We start from the raw sequence: 21081 nt of genomic DNA, 5'->3' as shown, positions 1-21081 counted from the left end.
GCTGCCGACCGGACCTCAATCGCCTTGACCGGGCGGACATTTGTTCACGCGTGTGCCTCTTACACCCTCACGGCCCTGGAGTTAACGTCCGCACATGACCCCCACACTGCAGCAGCTGCGCTATCTCGTAGCCGTCGCGGACTGCCGTTCCATCACCGCCGCGGCGTGCTCCGTCTACATCGCCCAGCCCGCCCTCTCCCGCTCCATCCAGTCCCTGGAACGCGATCTGGGCGTGGAGCTCCTGGACCGCAGGGGCAGGGGCGCGACTCTCACCCCCGAAGGCACGCGCGCCGTACGTCTGGCCCGCACCGTCCTGGACGCCGTGGAGGCGATCGAGGACATCGGTCCGGCGCACGGCGGCAGTTCGCCCGCCACGCTGATCGTGGCCGTGACCCCGACCCTCTCCCTCGACCTCGCCGCCGACCTCGTGCCCTCCTTCACCGAACGCCATCCCGGCGTCGACGTGCGCCTGCTCCAGCACGACAGCCGTGAGGCACTCGTACGGGCCCTGACCGACGGCGCGGCGGAGCTGGGCCTGGTCGATCTGCCCGTCGACAAGGATCTGTCCACACACCACCTCCAGGACCGCGAGGTCGTACTGATCTCCCCGCCCGGCTCCGGACTGCCCGATCCGATGCCGTTCCGGATGCTGGGCGGCCTGCGGATGGTGCTGCCGACGCCCGGCACCGGCCGGCGCACGGAGCTGGAGGCGATGTTCGGCCGCGTCGGGGTGCGTCCGGTGGCGGTGGTGGAGGCGGACGAGCGGCTCGCCTGGGTGACCAGCGTGGCGGACGGGCGCGGCTCGCTGATCTGGTACCGGGACATGGTGTTACGGGCCTTCGGCCACCGTGTGGAGGTCCGCTCCTTCACCCCGCCGCTGCTGCGCGCCGTCGGCATCGTCCACCCGCGCGGCCCGCTCAGCCGCGCCGCCCGCGCCTTCCTCTCCCACGCCAGGCACAACGCACCCGTGCGGGAACCGGCGAGGTGAGGAGCGAGAGGAGAAGAGCGAGAGGAGGAGTCGGGGTGAGGAGGCAAGGCCTGGAGGTGGGCCGCCATGCCCGCCGGGCATCGGCCCATGCCCAACGGGTGTGCGTTGCGCGCTTGGACCCTCGACCGCCCGCCGTCACATTGTGCTCATGCAGCGATACCTGATTCGTACGGCCATGGGCGCGGCGCTCGTCACCACCGCCGCCCTCTTCGCGGCCCCGCCGACCCCGGCCGCAGCCGCGCCGTCCGCCGCGCCGGAGCGCGCGTGCACCCTGCCCCCGGGCCTCGCCGAGCTCAGCGGCCTCGCCATGAGCGCCAGACACCCGGGCGTCTTCTACGCCGTCAACGACAGCGGCAACACCACTCAGGTGTTCGCCGTCGACTGCAGTGGCGCCACCGGCGTCCTGAAGGCGACGTACAGCCTCAGCGGCGCGACCAACACCGACTGGGAGGGGCTGGCCGTCGGCAAGGACGCGCAGGGCCGACCCGTGATCCAGGTCGGCGACATCGGCGACAATTTCAGCGGCCGCGCCGAGCTCACCGTCTACAGCTTCCCCGAGCCCGACCAGCTCGCGAACGCCACGGTGACACCCACCGCCCTGCGCTTCGCCTACTCCGACGGCAGACACGACGCCGAGTCGCTCCTCGCCGATCCGACGACGGGTCAGCTGTACGTCGCCAGCAAGCTGATCGGGGCCGCCGGCCAGCTCTACAAGGCCCCGCTGCCACCCCAGTCCGGCCAGGTGAACACGCTCACCCCGGTCCGTCCGGGCCCGGTCTTCGCCACGGACGGCGCCTTCTCCCCCACCGGCAAGTCCTATGCATTGCGCAGCGGCGGCCCGCTCGGTGCCAATACGGCGTACATCTACGACGCCGCCGGCACGAAGCTCGCCGAGGTGGCGCTGCCGTCGCAGCCGCAGGGCGAGACCCTCACGTACGCCAATTGCTCGACCCTGCTCGTGGGCTCGGAGAACGACACCCAGCTGTGGCGCGTCCCGCTGCCACCCGAGGCCGCACCGGGCTGCGGTGGCACCACTCCGCCGCCGGACGGGGACCTGAAGGTGTCCAACCCCGGCACGCAGACCTGCAAGTTCAACCAGAGCTGCACGATCCAGATCACCGCCACCGGCGGCAAACCACCGGTCAGCTACAGCGCCTCCGGACTGCCCTTCGGCCTGAGCATCGACACCGCCACCGGCCGGATCACCGGCAAGCCCTGGCAGACCGGCACCCTCCAGATAACCGCCAGGGCAACCGACTCCACCACAGCCTCCGCCACCACCACGTTCCCCCTCGGCATCAACTGGTTCTAGCGCCGCCGAGCCGGTCCGCCTCCCCGGCCGCCGCCGCGAGAACGGCGTCGAGCAGGCCGGGGAAGAGCGCGTCCAGGTCGTCGCGGCGCAGCCTGTTGAGCTTGGCGGTGCCCCGGTAGACCTGCTGGATCACACCGCTCTCCCGCAGCACCCGGAAGTGGTGGGTGGTGGTGGACTTGGTGACGGGCAGGACGAAGTACGAGCAGGAGAGCTCGGCCTCGTCGGCGGAGGCCATCTCGCGGACGATGCGCATCCGCATCGGGTCGGAGAGCGCGTGCAGCACCCCTTCGAGACGGATCTCGTCGCGCGCGGGGTGCGCGAGTTCACGCGCGCTGGTGACGGTGCTCACGACGGCTCCAGTTCGTTGGTGTCTTCGTCTTCGTTCAGGGATGCCCATTGTACGAGAACCATCGTAGTTTGACATTCACCGTACTACGACGAGTATCGTACGACGCGTCCCCGGCACCGTCGTGAATGGAGTCCGCCGTGAGCAGCCTGTTCGAGCCCTACACCCTGCGTTCGCTGACCGTCCCGAACCGGGTCTGGATGGCCCCGATGTGCCAGTACTCGGCGGAAGTCTTCGGGCCGAACGCGGGCGTGGCGAACGACTGGCACTTCGCCCACTACGCGGCCCGCGCGGCCGGCGGCACCGGCCTGATCCTCGTCGAGGCGACGGCTGTGAGTCCCGAGGGGCGCATCAGCCCGTACGACCTGGGCATCTGGAACGACACACAGGTCGAGGCGCTGCGCCGGATCACCGGCTTCCTCAAGAGCCAGGGCACGGTCGCGGGCATTCAGATCGCCCACGCGGGACGCAAGGCGTCGACCGACCGTCCCTGGGAGGGCGGGGCGCCGGTAGGGCGGGACGAGGCCAACGGCTGGCAGCCCGTCGGACCGAGCCCCGTCGCCTTCGCCGAGGACCACCCCGTACCGGACGAGCTGTCGGCCGACCGGATCAAGGAGATCGTCGGGCAGTTCGCCGACGGGGCCCGGCGCGCGCTGGAGGCCGGCTTCGAGGTCGTCGAGGTGCACGGCGCGCACGGCTACCTGATCGGCGAATTCCTCTCCCCGCACAGCAACCACCGCACCGACGAGTACGGCGGCTCGTTCGAGAACCGGACCCGCTTCGCGATCGAGGTCGTCGACGCGATGCGTGCGGTGTGGCCGGAAGAACTGCCCCTGTTCTTCCGGATCTCGGCCACCGACTGGCTCGACGAGAACGGCTGGACGGCGGACGACACCGTCCGCTTCGCCCGTCTCCTCAAGGCGCACGGGGTCGACCTGCTGGACGTCTCCACCGGCGGCAACGCGTCGGGCGTACGCATCCCGACGGGTCCCGGCTACCAGGTGCCGTTCGCCGCGCGGGTCAAGGCCGAGACCGGTCTGCCCGTCGCCGCCGTCGGCATGATCACCGAGCCCGGGCAGGCCGAGAAGATCCTGGCCAATGGCGAGGCGGACGCGGTCCTGCTGGGCCGTGAGCTACTGCGCAACCCGTACTGGGCGCGGCAGGCGGCGCGGGAGTTCGGCGGGGACGTCCACGTCCCCGATCAGTACCACCGCTCGGTCTGAACCGGCAGCGGGAGCCGCGGGCTCAAGCCCTCCTCAGCCCGCGAAGGGGGTGGCGGGAAGGCCCCGGCCCGCGTCCGGGAGGACCAGCAGGGAGCCTGCGAGCGGGTGCGGGCGGGTGAGGCCGGTGCGGGCCGTGGTGATGTAGAGGTCGCGCAGGCCGTGGCCGCCGAAGGCGCAGGCGGTCGGGCGCTGTACGGGCAGTTCGACGATCCGGTCGAGCTGCCCCTGCGGCGTGTAGCGGCGGATCTGCCCGCCGCCCCAGAGCGCGACCCAGACGCAGCCGTCCGCGTCGACGGTCAGCCCGTCGGGGAAGCCCGCGCCTTGCTCGATCTCCGCGAACGACCGTCGGCTGAGGGCCTGTTGACCGTCTGCGTCGAAGTCGAAGACGTCCACGCGGCGCGTGGGGCTGTCGACGTAGTACATGAAACGCCCGTCGGGACTCCAGCCCGTGCCGTTGCTGACGGCAGCGCTCAATACCTCGGTGACCGCGCCGTCCGGAGCGATCCGGGTGAGGTTTCCGCCGCCGGGCTCCTCGTCGTAGCGCATGGTGCCCGCCCACAGCGCCCCGTCCGGAGCGACCACCGCGTCATTGCCGCGACGGCCGCGCACAGGGGCGTACGCCAGCCAGGAGAAAGTAGCCAGGTCGGGTCCGTACAGGCCGATGCCGTCGCGGAGATTGACCACGAGCCCGCCGCCGGTGCGCGGCTTGGCCGCGCCGACGTGCTGTTCGGTGGCCATGACCGTACGGCGGCCGCTCACCGGGTCGTACGTGTGGATGCGGGCGGACAGGATGTCCACCCAGATCAGCCGGCTGCCCGCCGGGTCCCACGTCGGCCCCTCGCCGAGCGACGCCCGCTCCCGTACCGCGATTTCCGGCCTCACCCCTGGCCCCGGTGACCGAGGCGGAGGGACAGGTCACCCGCCCCCTTGGTGGCCAGCTCGGCGAGCTCGGTCTCGCGCTCCTCGCTCCAGCGGATCATCGGTACGGAGATGGAGAGCGCGGCCACGACCCGCCCCGACCGGTCCCGCACCGGGGCTGCCACGCAGCTCACGTCCGGGTTGGACTCACGGTGCTCGAAGGCGACCCCACGATCCCGGATCCCGGCAAGCACGTCGAGCAACTCCCCCGGATCCGTGATGCTGTTGGGTGTCATGCCGACCAACTCGCGCCCGGCGATACGGGCGTCGAGTTCGGGCTCCGGCAGAGAGGCGAGCAGCATCTTGCCGACGGAGGTGCAGTGCGCGGGAAGCCTGCGGCCGGCGGCCGAGACCATGCGGACCGCGTGCGTGGAATCGACCTTGGCGATGTAGATGACATCGGCGTCTTCGAGGATGGCGACATGGACGGTCTCGTCACAGGTCTCCGCCACCTCGCGGGCCACCTGCTGTCCCTCGGCGGCAAGATCGAGCTGCTCGGCGTACCGGCTGCCGAGCTGGTACGTCCGTACGCCGAGCCGGAAGCGGCCGGGCTGGTCGGGGACCGGCACCACGTACGAGCGCGCGGCGAGCGTGGTGATGAGCTCGTGCACGGTGGTGCGGGGGAGCTGGAGTTTGCGGGTGATGTCGGGCGCGGACAGCGTGCCGTCCCCTTCCAGGAACAGCTCGAGTATGTCCAGCGCCCTGGTCACTGCCGGGACCAGTCGCCCCATGGTCGGCCACCTTCCTCTTCCGTTCGATACTCCGATCATTGACCGGTATTGCGAACACAGGCTAACCACAGGCACCTTCACCCGGCAATGGGCGTACACAGCCATTGACACCCCCTGGAGTGGCTGATTACGGTCACGCCAGCATTTCGAACGTGTGACGAAATCTCGAACACTTCCGAGGGGCAACTGCCTTGCGCATCACCGGAATCAGCACACATGTCGTCGGGACGCCCTGGCGCAATCTCACCTACGTCCTGGTACACACCGACGAGGGGCTCACCGGTGTCGGCGAGACCAGGATGCTCGGCCACACGGACGCGCTCATCGGTTACCTCCGCGAGGCCGAGGCCAATCACATCGCTGGATCCGACCCGTTCGCGGTCGAGGATCTCGTACGGCGCATGAAGTACGGCGACTTCGGACGGGCCGGCGAGATCGTGATGTCAGGCATCGCGGTCGTGGAGATGGCCTGCTGGGACATCAAGGGAAAGGCACTGGGGGTACCGGTCTGGCAGCTCCTCGGCGGCCGGGTCACCGACAGGGTCAAGGCGTACGCGAACGGCTGGTACACCACGGAGCGCACTCCGGAGGCGTACCACAAGGCAGCGGCGGCAGTCGTGGAGCGCGGCTACCGGGCCTTGAAGGTCGACCCGTTCGGGACCGGCCATCTGGAGCTCGACCAGGCCGGAACGAACTACGCGGTGTCACTCGTCGAGGCCGTACGGGACGCGATCGGCCCGGGCACCGAGCTGATGCTGGAAATGCACGGCCGCTTCTCCCCCGCCACGGCCGTACGGCTCGCCCGGGAGCTGGCCCCCTTCAAGCCCGCCTGGCTGGAGGAACCGGTCCCGCCGGAGAACCTCAAGGCCCTGGAGAAGGTCGCGGCGAAGGTGGACATCCCGATCGCGACGGGTGAACGGATCCACGACCGGATCGAGTTCCGCGAGCTCTTCGAGTCGCAGGCCGCCGACATCATCCAGCCCGACGTGGGCCATATCGGCGGAATCCTGGAGGCACGGAAGCTCGCAGCGACAGCCGAGACGCACTACACGCTGATCGCTCCGCACAATGTCGGCGGTTCGGTGCTGACTGCGGCAAGTCTCCAACTGGCCGCCTGCACCCCGAACTTCAAGATCCTGGAGCACTTCAACGACTTCGCGGACGCGGAGATCAAGAAGGTGGTGAAGGGCGCTCCCGAGGTCGTCGACGGCTACTTCCAGGTGTCGCACGCACCCGGACTGGGTGTCGAGCTGGATGTGGCCGCCGCGGCGGAATTCCCCCAGCAACAGGCCCGGTTCGACCTGTGGGCCGAGGGCTGGGAGCAGAGGAAGCCGAAGTGAGCAGCCGACGCGTCGTCATCGACGCCCCGGGCTCGCACCGGCTGGAGGTGGGCGCACGGCCGACCGGCCCGGGTCCGGGCGAGGTGCTCGTGCGGGTCGCCGCAGCCGGGATCTGCATGAGCGACCGCGAGGTGTACGACGGCCATCGCGACCCGGCGTACGTCCGCTACCCAGTCGTCCCCGGGCACGAATGGTCCGGGACCGTCGAGGCGGTGGGGGACGGCGTGGACGCGGCGCTGGTGGGGCGGAAGACCGTCGCGGAGGGGTTCCGGGCCTGCGGGGTGTGCGAGCGGTGCCGGGGCGGTGAGACCTCACTGTGCGATTCCGGTTACGAGGAGACGGGGTTCACGCAGCCCGGCGCTTTCGCCGACCACGTCGTCGTACCGGCGCGGCTGCTGCATCCCCTCGCCGACGACGCCGACCTGCGGGCCGCCGCGCTGCTGGAGCCGGCAGCGGTGGTGGCCGCCGCGGTGCGGGCGGGGCGGGCGGAGGCGGGGGAACGGATCGCGGTGGTGGGGGCGGGGACGCTGGGGCTGCTCGCGGTGCAGTTGCTGGCGGCGGGTGGCCCGGCGGAGCTGACCGTCTTCGATCCGCGCGCGGAACGGGCCGAACTGGCTTTGGCATTCGGGGCGACGCGGGGGTGTGCGCCGGAGGAGGCGCCTCGCGGGAGGTACGACCTCGTTGTCGAGACGGCGGGTGCGCCGTCGACTGCTGCCTCGTCGTGCCTGCTGGCTCGACGCGGGGGGCGCGTGATCCTCACGGGGATGTTCGCCCCGGGGGCGACGGGCATCGACCCGGTACACCTGTCGCTGAGCCAGCTCACGCTGCGGAGCGTATTCGGGGCGCCGTCGGCGGCCTGGTCGTACGCGATACGGGCATTTACGGCTGGGCTGCTCGACCCCGGGCCGCTGATCACGCACGAGTTTCCGCTGGAGCGGTTCGGGGATGCGGTGGCGTTGGTCGGGGGTGGCGACCCGAAGACCGGGAAGGTGCTGCTGCGGCCGTAGGGCGCGGGCGGGGGCGGCTTTACCCCTACCCGCCCCTCCCGAACTGAGGGCAAGCCCCAGCCTCCCGGAGGGGCTGAATACCTCCAGCCCCTGGGGGTCCCCCTGGACGAAGTCCTTGGGGGAGTTTGAGAAGCGGGGTGGGGCGGAGCCCCACCCACGACGCCGCAAATGTCACAGCCGAGAAGGTGCGGGCAGGGGAACGCGCCGCAGGCAACCCGCACCGCACCACCACCCGCACCTCCCACCCCCACCCCACTCCGCCCACCGACTCGAACCCCGTCCGAAATATCGAACCACTCAACCAGGGAGCCACGTGACACCCACCTCCACCCACCACCGCCTCCTCCGCCGCCCCGGCGCCACCGCCCTGGCCCGCATCGGACACACCGCACCCGACGACAACCCCGCCGACGCATCCCCCCACTCCTTCCCCGACGGCGGCACCTGGCGCACCGAAGTGCCCTCCGTCGAAGGCCCCGAGGCACTGGCCGCCGTACTGAAGGAGAGCTCGCGCCTCCACGTCCCGATCCACCGCATCAGCCAGGGCAGCGGCATCTGGATGCTCACGGACGCCGAGATCACCGAGATGGTGGACTCCTGCGCGGAACGCGACATCGAGCTCTGCCTCTTCACCGGACCGCGCGGCACCTGGGACATAGGCGCGGCCACCCGCACCGACTCGGGCGGCGCGGGACTGCGCGCCCGAGGCCACGACGCCCTGGCCGGTTGCGTCGAAGACGCCGTTCGCGCAACCGAGTTGGGCGTACGGTGCCTGCTCGTCGCCGACGAGGGCGTCCTGTGGACCCTGCACCGCCTCCGCATCCACGGCGTACTCCCGGCCGACACCACCTTCAAGGTGTCCGCACTGATCGGCCCCGTCAACCCGGCTTCGTACGCCGTGTACGAGCGTCTCGGCGCCGACTCCCTCAACATCCCCTCCGACCTCACCCTCACCCACCTCTCCGAGATCCGCCGGACCAGCCGCGCCCCCATGGACCTCTACGTCGAGGCACCCGACGACCTCGGCGGTTCCATCCGGATGTACGAAGCCGCCGAGCTGATACGTCGCGGCGCTCCCCTCTATCTCAAGTTCGGGCTCTCCCGGTCCCCCGGCATCTACCCGTACGGCGCCCAGCTCCGCGACACCGCCCTCGCCGCCGTCCGCGAGCGCGTGCGGCGCGGGCGGCTCGTACTCGATCTGCTCGCCCGGCACGGCGCCGACGGCGGCATGTCCCCGCTCGGCTCCCGGCTGCCCGGCGAGCTGCACCGCTTCCCTGTCACCACCACCCCCGAGAAGGACTGATCCGTCATGCGACGACGCATATCCCGAGCCGCGACCGCTGCCGCCGTCACCACGACCGCGCTGGCCCTGTCCCTCTCCGCCTGCGGCCAGAGCAGTGAGGGCGGCAGCAAGGAGAAGAAGTCCGCGGGCAGTTCCACCGTCGGTATCGCGATGCCGACCAAGTCCTCGGAGCGCTGGATCGCCGACGGCAACACCATGGTCGAGCAGTTCGAGAAGCTCGGCTACAAGACCGACCTGCAGTACGGCGAGGACGACGTCGACCAGCAGGTCTCACAGGTCGAGAACATGATCACCAAGGGCGTCGACGTCCTGGTGATCGCGGCCATCGACGGCCGCGCGCTCAGCGACGTCCTCCAGCAGGCCGCCGACCAGGACGTCAAGGTCATCAGTTACGACCGTCTGATCCTCGGATCCCCGAATGTCGGCTACTACGCCTCCTTCGACAACGAGAAGGTCGGCGTCCTCCAGGCCACGTACATCATCGAAAAGCTCGGCCTGAAGGACGGCGGCAAAAGCAGCAAGAAGGGGCCGTTCAACATCGAGCTGTTTGCCGGGTCCCCCGACGACAACAACACCCGCTACTTCTTCCAGGGCGCGTGGAAGACGCTCAAGCCGTACATCGACAAGAAGCAGCTGGTCGTCAGGAGCGGCCAGACCAAGCTCGACCAGGTCACCACGCTCCGCTGGGACGGCGGCACCGCCCAGAAGCGCATGGACGACCTGCTCACCAAGGCGTACGGCAATGACGACGTGGACGCGATCCTCTCCCCGTACGACGGGATCTCCATCGGCATCCTTTCCGCGCTCAAGTCGGACGGCTACGGGACTTCGGCCAAGCCCTACCCGGTCGTGACGGGGCAGGACGCCGAGGTTGCCTCGGTGAAGTCGATCATCGCGGGGCAGCAGACCCAGACCGTCTACAAGGACACCCGGGCCCTCGCCAAGCAAACCGTGCAGATGGCGGACGCCGTACTGAACAACAAGAAGCCCGAGGTCAACGACACCAAGACGTACAACAACGAGAAGAAGGTCGTGCCGTCCTTCCTGCTCGACCCGGTCAGCGTCGACAAGAGCAACTACCGCTCCGTTCTGGTCGACTCGGGCTACATCAAGGCGAGCGACCTCTGATGGCGGGGCCACCGGCGGGGCCCGTCCTGGAGATGCGCTCGATCGTCAAGACCTTCCCCGGGGTCAAGGCACTCTCCGATGTCACGCTGACCGTCGAACGGGGCGAGGTCCACGCCATCTGCGGCGAGAACGGCGCGGGCAAGTCGACGCTGATGAAGGTCCTCAGCGGGGTTCATCCGCACGGGAGTTACGAGGGGAGCATCCTCTTCGACGGCGAACACTGTGCCTTCAAGGACATCCGGGCCAGCGAGGCCCACGGCATCGTGATCATCCATCAGGAGCTCGCCCTGGTGCCGTATCTCTCCCTCGCCGAGAACATCTTCCTCGGCAATGAGCACGCCAAGGGCGGGTTCATCAGCTGGAACGAGACGCTGAAGCACGCCTCCGCCCTGCTCAGGCGCGTGGGACTCAACGAGCATCCGCAGACGCGGGTCGCGGACATCGGGGTCGGCAAGCAGCAGCTCGTGGAGATCGCCAAGGCGCTCTCCAAGGAGGTGAAGCTACTGATCCTCGACGAGCCGACGGCCGCGCTCAACGACGAGGACTCGGCCAAACTCCTCGATCTGATCCTGGAGTTGAAGAGTCAGGGCATCACCTCGATCATCATTTCGCACAAGCTCAACGAGATCGCGATGGTCGCCGACTCGGTGACCATCGTCCGCGACGGCCGGACCATCGAGACCCTGGACGTCAGGGCCGAAGAGACGACCGAGGAGCGGATCATCCGCGGCATGGTCGGCCGCGATCTCGACCACCGCTTCCCCGAGCGGACGGCGTACGAGGGCGAGGCGGGCGCAAATCCAGCCCTAGAGGTCCGCGACTGGACCGTGCACCACCCCATCGACCAGCAGCGCAAGGTCGTCGACGGCGTCTCGGTCCACGTCCGCCGGGGCGAGATCGTGGGCATCGCAGGGCTGATGGGCGCCGGCCGCACCGAGCTCGCGATGAGCGTCTTCGGGCGGTCGTACGGGCGCAACATCAGCGGCACGGTCCTCAAGGACGGCAAGGAGATCCCTACCAGGACCGTCCCGGAGGCGGTGGGCCACGGCATCGCGTACGTCACCGAGGACCGCAAGCAGTACGGCCTCAACCTCATCGACACCATCGGACGCAACATCACCCTGAGCGCCCTGCCCAAGGTGGCACGGCGCGGCATCGTCGACGAGCACGAGGAGACCAGGGTCGCCGAGTCGTACCGCAGGAGCATGAACATCAAGGCGCCGACGGTCTTCGAGCAGGTCGGCAGGCTCTCCGGCGGCAATCAGCAGAAGGTCGTACTCAGCAAGTGGATCTTCGCGGGTCCGGACGTGCTGATCCTCGACGAACCGACCCGCGGCATCGATGTCGGCGCCAAGTACGAGATCTACACGGTCATCGACAAGCTCGCCGCCGAGGGCAAGGCCGTCGTCTTCATCTCCTCCGAACTCCCCGAACTGCTCGGCATGTGCGACCGCATCTACACGATGTCCGCCGGCCGGCTCACCGGTGAGATCGAGCGGGCGGACGCGACCCAGGAAGTTCTGATGCGACACATGACCACGGACAAGAGGTAGGACAGATGGGCCCGGTCACCACCGACAAGCCGCAGCCTTCGGGGCCGGCCGTCGCCGAGCCGCGAGGCTCCGCCGTCAGCACGCTCCTGCTGGAGGCGATGCGCCGCAACATGCGCCAGTACGGGATGCTCATCGCCCTCGCGCTGATCGTCGCGCTCTTCGCGATCTGGACCGACGGCGTGCTGCTCCAGCCGAACAACGTCACCAATCTGGTGCTCCAGAACAGCTACATCCTGGTTCTCGGCATCGGCATGATGATCGTCATCATCTCCGGCCACATCGACCTGTCGGTCGGCTCGCTGGCCGCGTTCGTCTCCGCCGCGTGTGCGGTGATGATGGTCGAACAGGACGTGCCGTGGGTGCTCGCACTGGCCCTGGCCCTGGTCATCGGGGCGGTCGCCGGGGCCTGGCAGGGGTTCTGGATCGCGTACGTCGGCATCCCGTCGTTCATCGTCACGCTCGCCGGGATGCTGCTCTTCCGTGGCGGTACGCAGATCCTCCTCGGCTCGCGCTCCATCGGCCCGTTCCCCGAGGGCTTCCAGAAGATCTCCACGGGCTACCTCCCCTCGCTCGGCCCCGACACGAACTACCACAACCTCACCCTGCTGCTGGGGCTCGGGCTGCTCGCCTTCGCCCTGGTCCAGGAGGTCAGGGACCGCCGCAGGCAGCAGAGTTACGACCTCGAAGTCCTCCCCCGGTCGCTGTTCCTGACCAAGTGCGTGGCGATGGCCGCGGCCGTCTTCGCCTTCACTCTCACCCTCGCCAGCTACCGGGGCGTGCCAGTGGTTCTGCTGCTGCTCGCGGTGCTTCTCATCGGCTTCGGCTTCGTGATGCGCAACGCGGTCGTCGGCCGGCATGTGTACGCGCTGGGCGGCAACCAGGCGGCGGCGAAGCTGTCCGGCGTCAAGGACAAGCGCGTCACCTTCCTGGTCTTCGTGAACATGGGCGTACTCGCCGCCCTGGCCGGTGTCGTCTACGCGGCCCGGCTGAACGCGGGCGTGCCGCAGGCCGGTATGAACTTCGAACTCGAAGCGATCGCGGCCGCGTTCATCGGCGGTGCCTCGATGAGCGGCGGCGTCGGCACGGTCTTCGGCGCGATCATCGGCGGTCTGGTCCTGGGCGTGCTGAACAACGGTATGTCGCTGGTCGGCATCGGCACCGACTACCAGCAGGTCATCAAGGGTCTGGTGCTGCTGGCCGCGGTCGGGTTCGACGTATGGAACAAGCGCAAGGTCGGTTCGTAAGTCCCCCAGCCTTCTTGAGGAGCCGCACACATGAGCACGAGCAGACGCACAGTGATAGCCGCGACGGCCGCGGCGGCAGGGCTGGCCCCCGTGGGGGCGGGCAGCGCGCACGCCTCGGCCGCCAGCAATGCGCGGCGGGAGCTCTTCGGCCGGCTGGCCGACGGCACCAAGGTGTACCGCTGGACCGTCGCCAACGGCGGAACCCGGCTGAAGGCGACGGGCCGAACAGCCTTCACGGCGGCGACAAGGGCTTCGACAAGCAGCTCGAGCCCTACAGCCGGGGTTCGGACCGGGGCCTGGTCCTGAGCCGGACCAGTCCAGACGGCGAGATGGGTTACCCCGCCTCGTAGAAGATGCCGTACATCGACTTGTCGATCGCGGGGCCGGTGCGGGCGGGATCGACGGTGATCGAGTAGTCGGTGGCCGCGTCGGCCGCCGGAGCTTCGGCGGACAAAGGGCTACGGGCTGGGGGCTGGGGGCTACGCGCGGCGCCGGAGGCTGATGTCCGTGTCCGTCGCGTAGCTCTGGGTCCACTGGCGCCCGACGTCCGACGTCCACGTGACGTGGACGGTGTCGCCGTCGGTCCTGACGCGGTCCACCGTGATCGTGCGCTCGCCGGTACGCACATCCCCGCGCCGCAGCTCGCCCGCCTTCACGGTCTCGTACGTGTCCCTGGCCTGCGCCTCGGCCTCGTCGGCGGCGCGCAGAAGGGCTGCGGCCAGCTCCCGGGCCTGCGCGGGGGTGGCGACGAGGGGGACGTACTCGCTGCCGTGCGCTCCGACGTGGATCTGACCCGCTTCCGCGTTCCCGGCGGGACCCGGAGCGACCTCGACATGGTGCGTACCGCCGTCACGGGTGTGCATGCGGATCTCGGGCATCGCTGTCTCCTCAGGCGTGCGGGCCCACCGTGATCGTGCCGACGGTGAGTTCGGTGCTGCCCTCCATGATCTCCCCGACCCGCCCCACCTGGTCGTCGAGCTCCTTGCGCTGCGCAGCGGTGAGGGCACCGAGCGGTTCGACCGTGATGTGGATCTTGCGTCCGGAGCGGCGCTGGTGCCAGACGCCGGCCGCGACGCCGTCCACCAGCAGGACGGGGTAGTTGCCCGCCTGGCCGCCGGCCAGTGCGCGCCCGTAGGCCCGTCCGGGGAAGAGCCGCTCCCGGGGCTGAGACGCGATGACGTACGCGTCGAAGTACGGCAGCAGGCGCACGCCCCGGGGCTTGGCGGTGGGCATCGCCGTGTCCCCGGCCACCACCCAGGCGGGGGCGCCCTCCAGCTCGACCTGCTGGAGTTCGGCGGCGAGCGAGGCGAAGAGGTCGCTCGTCCAGCGTGGTGGTGCGGCGAGCCAGCGTGCGAAGTGCTGAGGGGTGGCGGGCCCGTAGGCGTACAGGTAGCGCTTGACGAGTTCCGTGAGCGCCGTGCGCGCCTCGGCGGGCCGGAAGTCCGGCAGCCAGCGGCGGGGGCTGGTGTAGGTGACCTTGCGGCCGAGGCTGGGGCCGAAGCACAGGGCGCCTCGGTTGGCCGCCGTGTCGACGGCCTGGAACCAGCGGGGCCACTTGTCCTGGAACGCCTCCATGACCGGGTCCGCGGCCCATGGGCCCGCCTCTTCGGCCAGTGCTTCGGTGAGTTCCTCGACGGTCAGGTCGGCGTCCGCGAGGACGACCGTCATGGCGTCCACGACGGCCTCGGTCTGATCGGGCGTCAGCAGCGACGCCTGCCCCTGGGTGCTCCGGCCGCCGGGCAGCGCGGAGAGGGCGCCGGTCCACATCGGCAGGTCCTGGGCGCTCAGCAGATGTACGGTGCCGCGCGGTCCCCGGGTCTTGACCAGGGTGCGCTCGGTCCACAGGGCGTGGCGGACGTCGGCCCGGGTGCCTTCGGCCATCCGCATTCCGATCGACAGCTCGGCGGCGGACAGCACTTGGGCGTGCGCACCGCACATCACGGCGGCCGGGCCGGCGGGTCCGGCGCCCTTCAGGGGGGCGGCGAGCCCGTTGCGCTCCAGCCGCCTGGCGGACACCTGTGGCCAGGAGAACCTCGGGGTCGCGGTCGCAGGGTTCATGGCGATCAGTGTGCCGTGCGGCCGGTCCGGGAGGGGGCCGGCCGCACGGTGAAGGGCTTCCTACCAGTCGCCGTCGGCCACCGGCTTCCCCGGCGCGTCGCCGAGCGACTTCACCTGGTGCGGCGAGGGCTCCTGCCACGGTGTGTGGTCGTCGCCCAGCCACTCCCCGGCGGGCAGCACCGCGCCCAGCGTCTCGGACGGCGCCAGGTCCTCGCCCTCGGCGTCGTAGTAGTCGAACCAGGGCAGTCCGGCGCGCGTGTACGCGGCCCGGTCCACGGGGGACGGCGGGGGCTCCTCGCCCGTGATACGCCGCCACTCCGGGGGCGTCACGAGGTGGACGAAGACCCGGCCCGACGGCTCGCCGGCCCAGTCGGACGCCGGCCGGTCGTCCTTGTAGACCTCCTGGCGCATGGAGCCGCCCACGCCCAGTCCCATCGCCGCCTGGGCCCTGGGGGCGCCGCCCGGCCTGCCGAAGGGAGCGGCCGCCATGGCGGGCGCGGCGGGTACCGGCCCTCCGTATCCGTACCCGCCGCCGGGCTGGGGCGGCGGGGGCATCGCCGCCCGGCGCTCCGCCTCGCGGCGCTGTTCCTCGCGCCAGGCGGCCAGGGCCGCCCCGGTGAGGGGGAAGGACTGCAACTGGAGCCCGCCCCACGTCTCCTCACCGGTGACCTGGCCCTCCACCGTCGCGCCCATGCCCAGCGGCACCGCCACGAACTGACGCACCGTGCCCTTGCCCGAGTTGATGCCGTCGAGCCACGGCTGGCGGGGCAGCACGAGGTAGTTCTGCGGGTCACGGGACAGCCGGCCACTCCACGGCTTCCCCGACACGGCGCACACCTTGCCCACGCCGACCTGGAGGGCGCCGGGCTCCGCGGTCCCGGCGAAGCTGAGCCACATCGCCTCCCGCAAGTACACAGGCAGCATGATGCCGCCCCTGGCCAGCCACTGCTGCGGCGCGGTGTCCGGGTAGTCCTCGACCCTGCGCAGCGGGAAGTTCCCCAGCCCGGGCGGCAGCGCGTGCGTCCCCTTCTCGGGCAGGCGCAGCGTACGTACGAAACGCACCTGCACCCCGCCCGGCAGCACCAAGCTGTCCCCGTCGATCCGCACCGCCCCGATAGTCACCGGCGCACTCCCCTTGTCTCGGTACCGCTGATCGCTTACGGAGGTACCACGACGACGCCACGTCCCCCGGTTCCACGTGCGCGTCAGGTGCTGCGCCCCACGTCGAACGGCGCCGTCGTCCCCGTGAAAGGCCCCGCCGCCGTGTCGCCGAAGTAGCGCACCCGGTACGTGCCCGCCGCGGCGTCCGGCGGGACGGCCCAGGTGATCGTCACTGTGGACGACGACGCGCCCGCCCCTGTCCCCGCCCTGGCCCAGCGGAACGTGGTCGACCAGTCGCCGTCGTCGGCGACCACGGTCCACACTCCGCCGCTCCCCATCCGCTCCACCGCGAGGAAAGTGCCGCCCCTGTGCAGGTCGTTGCCCGGATGGGCGCCCACGAAGCGGGCGGTGACCAGGCTGCCCGTACGGGCGAAGGTGAGGACGTCGCCGAAGGCCCGGCCGGGGTGCGGCGCGTCGTGCCCGCGCCGCCGGTACCGGAAGCGCGGCGGCCGGATGCGCTCCGGCGTGCCCCGGGCGACCCGCCTGCCGTCGCGCATCGCTTCCGCGAGGCCCGCCACGCTCTGGCAGAGGGCCGGCAGCTCCCAGCGGCCGAAGAGCGTGCTGCCGCCCTCGTACTCCTGGGCGTCGTACTCCTCCGGTGTGGTCACGTAGTGCGCGTACGCATTGCTGTAGCCCGCGACCAGTACGTTCGCCAGGTCCGCGCCGACGATTTCGGCGACGGTACGGCGCAGACGCAGGCCCGCCACGATCGTCACCTCGGCGGGAATGCCGACGAGGTACAGGGGGCCGATGCGCAGCAGTTGGACCGGGAGCCGCTCCTGGACCATGGGCAGGACGCGGTTGACCGGGCCTGCGGGCAGGCACATCCCCTTGGGGGCCTGGGCGTCGCGCAGGCGGGGCGCCAGGGGGTAGACGACCTGCTGGGACAGGGTGTCCCAGAGGAGGTTGCGGCCCGGCCTGAAGCCCCTGAAACCGGGGCCGTCCACCCAGGCGCCCGCGAAGGCCGCCGCGCCCGCGACCGGGCCCGAGGTGCGGTGTGTACGGCCGTCTCCGGTGAATTCGGGCCGTACCGTCACCGCTGAGAGGTTGACGTGGGTGAGGCGGCTGTCCAGTCCGCCGGAGATCTCGTCGCCGTCCAGTGCGGCGGCTGCCTCGTACTGGCGGCTGCCGATGATCCGGGTGTTCTCGAATTCGTCCTCGGTCGGGCCGCTGCCCGGCCTGAGATTGAGGTTCGGCGACATGTCACCGGCGTTGGTCTGCGCGAAGGCGGCCACGAGGCCCGTGTCCTCGGCGGAACGCTCCCAGTGCGACGCCGCGTAACCCTTGTTGTCGGCGCTGATGAGCGTATTCGTGTTGGTCATGCTGGTGTTGTGGGTGGCGAACCAGTTGACGGCGCCCGCTGTCCTGCCGTCCCGCTCGATGCGCAGCAGCGTGGTCTGCGGGTCCACGGCGTCGGGGAAGCACGCCCGGTCGGCGGCCGGGTTGCGGGAAAAGGCCCGCTCGGACCGGTTGACGCTGGCCTTGAGGAGTTCGCCGTGGGCCAGCCGGAGCGTGGCGGGGGCGAGGGCGGCGTGTGCGGCCAGGGCGGCCTCGACGATGCCGTCGACGATCGCGGTGTACGTCTGCTCCCTGAAGCCGCCGGTGTTGCTGTTGTACAGCGCGTGATGGAAGTAGCCGCCGGGGCCGCAGTGGGTGTGCGTCGCGGTGATCATGACATTGGCCTCGGTGTAGCCGTCGGGCAGACGGCTCAGCACGTCCCGTACGACACCTGCCGACATCAGCGGCAGTTCGCAGACCACGAGCAGCAGCCGCCGCTCACCGTCCGCAAAAGCGAAGGCCCGTGCGTGCAGCCTGGTGTGGATGCCGCTGGTCTGCTGTTCGGCCTTGCCGTACCCGAGCATTCCGCACTCGGCGGCCTCACCCGTGATGTCGGCGATGCCGCACCCTGCCAGGTAACTCACCGGGTGACTCATCAGTCGAAGAGGTCCGGGTCGGACGCTGTGATCTGGTCCCACAGGGGCTGGGCCTGGAACCAGCCCGCGAAGTGGCCGCCGACCTGGCCGCGGGTGTGCAGTGCCGTGTCTCGGTCGATGAGTTTCGGCGTACCGGCGGCCATCGCGAGGAGCTGGGCCTGGCAGGAACGTTCCATCGTGATGAACCACCAGACGGCCTCGGCGACCGACTGCCCGACCGTCAGCAGGCCATGGCTCTGGAGGATCACGGCCTTGTACGAGGCGAGGGCCGCGCCGATGCGTTTGCCCTCCTCGGCGTCGCTGACCACGCCCTGATAGTCGCTGTAGAGGCCGTGGTCCTCGAAGAAGGCGCACGCGTCCTGGGTGATCGGGTCGAGCGGTATACCGAGGCTGGAGAACGCCTTGCCGTGCAGCGAGTGGGAGTGCGCGGCGGCCAGCGCGTCGGGGCGGGCCTTGTGGACCTCGGAGTGGATGACGAAAGCGGCACGGTTCACGGGGCGGTTGCCGTGCAGGAGGCTGCCGTCGTGGCCGACCAGGATCAGATCCGACGCCTTGATCCGGCTGAAACTCATCCCGAAGGGGTTGACCCAGAACGCATCGGTGTTCTCGGGGTCGCGGACGGTGATGTGCCCGGCGACGCCCTCGGAGAAGCCGAACCGGCCGAAGAGGCGGAATCCGGCGGCCAGTTGCTCCTTGCGGTAGCGGCGTTCCTCTTCGACTGAGTCGAAGGTCGGAGGTGTCGGGACCGAGACGCCTTCCGGCATGGGTCCCGCGACTGCCGCGATGACCTGGGACATGGTGGGGCGGCGCGGCGCTGCTGCGGGCATGGTGCCTCCTCGTCCATCGGATACATTCGCGTATCCGATACGGGTGGGGATGCTTTCCGAGGCCGTACGCGCTGTCAAGTGCCTTGGGAATCAACATGACTTCGGGAAGGTGGCAGATGCCGAAGGGGACGACCAGGCGGCGGCCGCAGACGCTGGCGCGGCTGCTGGACGCGGCACGCGAGGTGTTCGCCGAATCCGGCTTCCAGGGCGCCCGGATCGAGGACATCTGCCGAAGGGCGGGCTACACCCGCGGCGCCTTCTACTCCAACTTCCGGACCAAGGACGAGCTCTTCTTCGCGCTCTTCGACGCGCACGCCGACCGCGAACTGGCGCGCATCACCAAGGCCGCGGCGGCGTTCGGCGACGACGAGCTCACGGTCCGGCGGATCGCCGAGGTGCTGGCGTACATCGATCCCGACGAGCGCACGTGGTTTCTGGTGACCACCGAATTCACTCTGTACGCGATCCGCAACCCGCCGGCGGCGCGGGCGCTCGCCGATCATGACGCCCGGCTGCGGGCCGAGGCGGTCGGGCTGCTCCGCGACCTGTTCGAGCGCGCCGGGCTGCGGCCCACGGTCGACCTCGACGAGCTGGTCAGGGTGGTGATCGCGATGCGGGAGGGGGCGCTCGGCCAGAGTTACGTCGAACCGGACCGGCTGACGCCGGGCGCGCTCGCCGGACGGTTCCTGCCGCTCCTGCTGGCCGCGTCGACGGCGGAACTGAAAGGCCCGCCGCCCCGGCTTCAGGGCGCACCACCGCCCTGAACTGCGACAACGCCCGCTGCGAGGTCCACTGTCAGTCGGCGGGTGCACACTGGCCCGTATCTCAGACAACGGCGTCCTGGAGGTGTCGGTCATGACCGACGTACTGCTGACTGTAGGTACACGAAAAGGACTCTTCATCGGCCGCAGGCGCGGAGGTCAGTGGGAGTTCGACGGGCCGCATTTCAACGCGCAGGCGGTGTATTCGACCGCCATCGACACCCGCCGGGCGGTGCCCAGGCTGCTAGTCGGCGGGGACAGCGCCCACTGGGGTCCTTCGGTCTTCCACTCCGACGACCTGGGCGAGACCTGGACCGAGCCCGCCCGGCCTGCGGTGAAGTTTCCGCAGTTCACCGGGGCCTCGCTGGAGCGGGTCTGGCAGCTGCATCCGGCCGGGCCCGCGGCGCCCGACGTCGTGTACGCCGGCACCGAGCCCGCCGCGCTGTTCCGGTCCGAAGACGGTGGAGAGTCCTTCGATCTGGTACGGCCGCTGTGGGAGCACCCGACGCGCTCGCAGTGGATGCCGGGCGGTGGCGGCGAGGGGCTGCACACCGTCATCACCGATCCGCGTGACGCACAGGCCCTGACGGTCGCGGTCTCCACGGCGGGGGTCTTCCGTTCGCTGGACGGCGGGGCGAGCTGGGCGCCGTCCAACCGCGGAGTGTCGGCGGTGTTCCTGCCCGACCCCGATCCCGAGTTCGGCCAGTGCGTACACAAGATCGCCCAGGATTCGGCCGATCCCGACCGGCTGTATCTGCAGAACCACTGGGGCGTCTACCGGAGCGACGACGCCGGAGCCAACTGGTCCGACATCGGGGCCGGGCTGCCCTCCACGTTCGGATTCGCCGCCGCGGCGCATCCGCACCGGGCGGACACGGCGTACGTCTTCCCGATCACCGCGGACTCCGACCGGGTGCCCGCCGACAACAAATGCCGCGTCTACCGGACGGGTGACGCGGGCAAGACGTGGGAGCCGCTGTCGGCCGGACTGCCGGAGGAGGCGCACTACGGGACGGTGCTGCGCGACGCGCTCTGCACGGACAACGCGGACCCGGCGGGGGTGTACTTCGGCAATCGCAACGGCGAGCTGTTCGCGAGCGCGGACGACGGGGACAGCTGGCAGCTGCTCGCCTCGCATCTGCCGGATGTGCTGTGCGTACGGGCGGCGGTCATGGGCTGAGCTGCGGGCCGTCGGTCGGGCTACGGCGATCGACTGCCGCCCTGGACCGTCGGCTGAGCTCCGGCCA

19 protein-coding genes and 1 pseudogene are annotated in these 21081 nt (G+C 70.2%); 12 read left to right on the top strand and 8 right to left on the bottom strand.

What is annotated here, in order from left to right; genetic code table 11:
- Positions 1–94: 94 nt before the first annotated feature.
- Both J7I98_RS21420 and J7I98_RS21415 read left to right on the top strand, forming a co-directional pair.
- Entirely contained in the window at positions 95–988 is an 894-nt protein-coding gene (locus tag J7I98_RS21420) for a LysR family transcriptional regulator (protein WP_214922715.1), read from the top strand.
- A gap of 148 nt (positions 989–1136) precedes the next feature.
- On the top strand, positions 1137–2300 hold the full coding sequence (locus tag J7I98_RS21415; protein WP_214922713.1) for a putative Ig domain-containing protein: 1164 nt from the start codon (positions 1137–1139) through the stop codon (positions 2298–2300).
- Here J7I98_RS21415 and J7I98_RS21410 read toward each other — a convergent pair.
- Entirely contained in the window at positions 2287–2649 is a 363-nt protein-coding gene (locus J7I98_RS21410; protein ID WP_308377877.1) for a helix-turn-helix domain-containing protein, read from the bottom strand. The genes J7I98_RS21415 and J7I98_RS21410 overlap by 14 nt on opposite strands.
- Before the next feature lie 137 nt (positions 2650–2786).
- Between J7I98_RS21410 and J7I98_RS21405 the strand changes: the two genes are divergently transcribed.
- Positions 2787–3869 carry an NADH:flavin oxidoreductase/NADH oxidase gene (locus tag J7I98_RS21405; protein WP_214922709.1) on the top strand — a complete coding sequence of 361 codons (1083 nt, stop codon included), beginning with the start codon at positions 2787–2789 and terminating at the stop codon, positions 3867–3869.
- 33 nt (positions 3870–3902) lie between these two features.
- On the opposite strand, the gene J7I98_RS21400 is transcribed toward J7I98_RS21405, so the two are convergent.
- The gene (locus J7I98_RS21400) at positions 3903–4751 is read right to left on the bottom strand and encodes an SMP-30/gluconolactonase/LRE family protein (RefSeq protein ID WP_214922707.1); all 849 of its coding nucleotides are present in this window, start codon (positions 4749–4751) and stop codon (positions 3903–3905) included.
- On the bottom strand, positions 4748–5518 hold the full coding sequence (locus tag J7I98_RS21395) for an IclR family transcriptional regulator (protein WP_214922705.1): 771 nt from the start codon (positions 5516–5518) through the stop codon (positions 4748–4750). Before J7I98_RS21395 ends, J7I98_RS21400 begins: the two co-directional genes overlap by 4 nt.
- Before the next feature lie 191 nt (positions 5519–5709).
- On the opposite strand from J7I98_RS21395, the gene J7I98_RS21390 reads away from it, so the two are divergent.
- The 7 genes and pseudogenes from J7I98_RS21390 to J7I98_RS21360 all read left to right on the top strand — a co-directional run.
- A complete protein-coding gene (locus J7I98_RS21390; RefSeq protein ID WP_214922703.1) occupies positions 5710–6858 on the top strand; it encodes a mandelate racemase/muconate lactonizing enzyme family protein in 1149 nt (382 codons plus the stop codon).
- Positions 6855–7865, top strand: a complete 1011-nt coding sequence (locus J7I98_RS21385; RefSeq protein ID WP_214922701.1) for an alcohol dehydrogenase catalytic domain-containing protein — start codon at positions 6855–6857, stop codon at positions 7863–7865. The genes J7I98_RS21390 and J7I98_RS21385 overlap by 4 nt, the downstream gene beginning before the upstream one ends.
- 313 nt (positions 7866–8178) lie before the next feature.
- Positions 8179–9168 (top strand): hypothetical protein, encoded by a 990-nt coding sequence (locus tag J7I98_RS21380; protein WP_214922699.1) that lies wholly within the window; start codon positions 8179–8181, stop codon positions 9166–9168.
- A 6-nt stretch (positions 9169–9174) separates the two neighbouring features.
- Complete coding sequence (gene chvE / locus J7I98_RS21375) at positions 9175–10296, top strand: multiple monosaccharide ABC transporter substrate-binding protein (protein ID WP_214922697.1); 1122 nt, start codon at positions 9175–9177, stop codon at positions 10294–10296.
- Complete coding sequence (mmsA, locus tag J7I98_RS21370) at positions 10296–11849, top strand: multiple monosaccharide ABC transporter ATP-binding protein (RefSeq protein ID WP_214922669.1); 1554 nt, start codon at positions 10296–10298, stop codon at positions 11847–11849. The genes chvE and mmsA overlap by 1 nt, the downstream gene beginning before the upstream one ends.
- A gap of 5 nt (positions 11850–11854) precedes the next feature.
- A complete protein-coding gene (gene mmsB, locus J7I98_RS21365; protein WP_214922667.1) occupies positions 11855–13093 on the top strand; it encodes a multiple monosaccharide ABC transporter permease in 1239 nt (412 codons plus the stop codon).
- A gap of 30 nt (positions 13094–13123) precedes the next feature.
- Positions 13124–13440 (top strand): annotated as a pseudogene (locus J7I98_RS21360) (hypothetical protein); the annotation flags it as partial.
- Between the two features lie 132 nt (positions 13441–13572).
- On the opposite strand, the gene J7I98_RS21355 reads toward J7I98_RS21360, so the two are convergent.
- From J7I98_RS21355 to J7I98_RS21335, 5 genes are all read right to left on the bottom strand, one after another.
- Entirely contained in the window at positions 13573–13971 is a 399-nt protein-coding gene (locus tag J7I98_RS21355) for a hypothetical protein (protein WP_214922663.1), read from the bottom strand.
- 10 nt (positions 13972–13981) lie between these two features.
- Positions 13982–15151, bottom strand: a complete 1170-nt coding sequence (locus tag J7I98_RS21350) for a winged helix DNA-binding domain-containing protein (RefSeq protein ID WP_214922661.1) — start codon at positions 15149–15151, stop codon at positions 13982–13984.
- 60 nt (positions 15152–15211) lie between these two features.
- Complete coding sequence (locus J7I98_RS21345) at positions 15212–16273, bottom strand: hypothetical protein (protein ID WP_214922659.1); 1062 nt, start codon at positions 16271–16273, stop codon at positions 15212–15214.
- An 83-nt stretch (positions 16274–16356) separates the two neighbouring features.
- Positions 16357–18234: a neutral/alkaline non-lysosomal ceramidase N-terminal domain-containing protein gene (locus tag J7I98_RS21340; RefSeq protein WP_308377876.1), complete on the bottom strand. Its 1878-nt coding sequence runs from the start codon at positions 18232–18234 to the stop codon at positions 16357–16359.
- Between the two features lie 11 nt (positions 18235–18245).
- Positions 18246–19010 carry a class II aldolase/adducin family protein gene (locus J7I98_RS21335; protein WP_374225163.1) on the bottom strand — a complete coding sequence of 255 codons (765 nt, stop codon included), beginning with the start codon at positions 19008–19010 and terminating at the stop codon, positions 18246–18248.
- Positions 19011–19168: 158 nt separating this feature from the next.
- Between J7I98_RS21335 and J7I98_RS21330 the strand changes: the two genes are divergently transcribed.
- Both J7I98_RS21330 and J7I98_RS21325 read left to right on the top strand, forming a co-directional pair.
- Positions 19169–19837 (top strand): TetR/AcrR family transcriptional regulator, encoded by a 669-nt coding sequence (locus J7I98_RS21330; protein ID WP_251020956.1) that lies wholly within the window; start codon positions 19169–19171, stop codon positions 19835–19837.
- 91 nt (positions 19838–19928) lie between these two features.
- Positions 19929–21014 (top strand): exo-alpha-sialidase, encoded by a 1086-nt coding sequence (locus tag J7I98_RS21325; RefSeq protein WP_214922655.1) that lies wholly within the window; start codon positions 19929–19931, stop codon positions 21012–21014.
- Positions 21015–21081: the final 67 nt, after the last annotated feature.

It is taken from the genome of Streptomyces sp. ISL-98 (assembly GCF_018614055.1).
Lineage (GTDB): Bacteria > Actinomycetota > Actinomycetes > Streptomycetales > Streptomycetaceae > Streptomyces > Streptomyces spiramyceticus.
The sequence above is the reverse complement of the archived record's forward strand: the minus strand, read 5'-3'. Positions and strand labels throughout refer to the sequence as shown.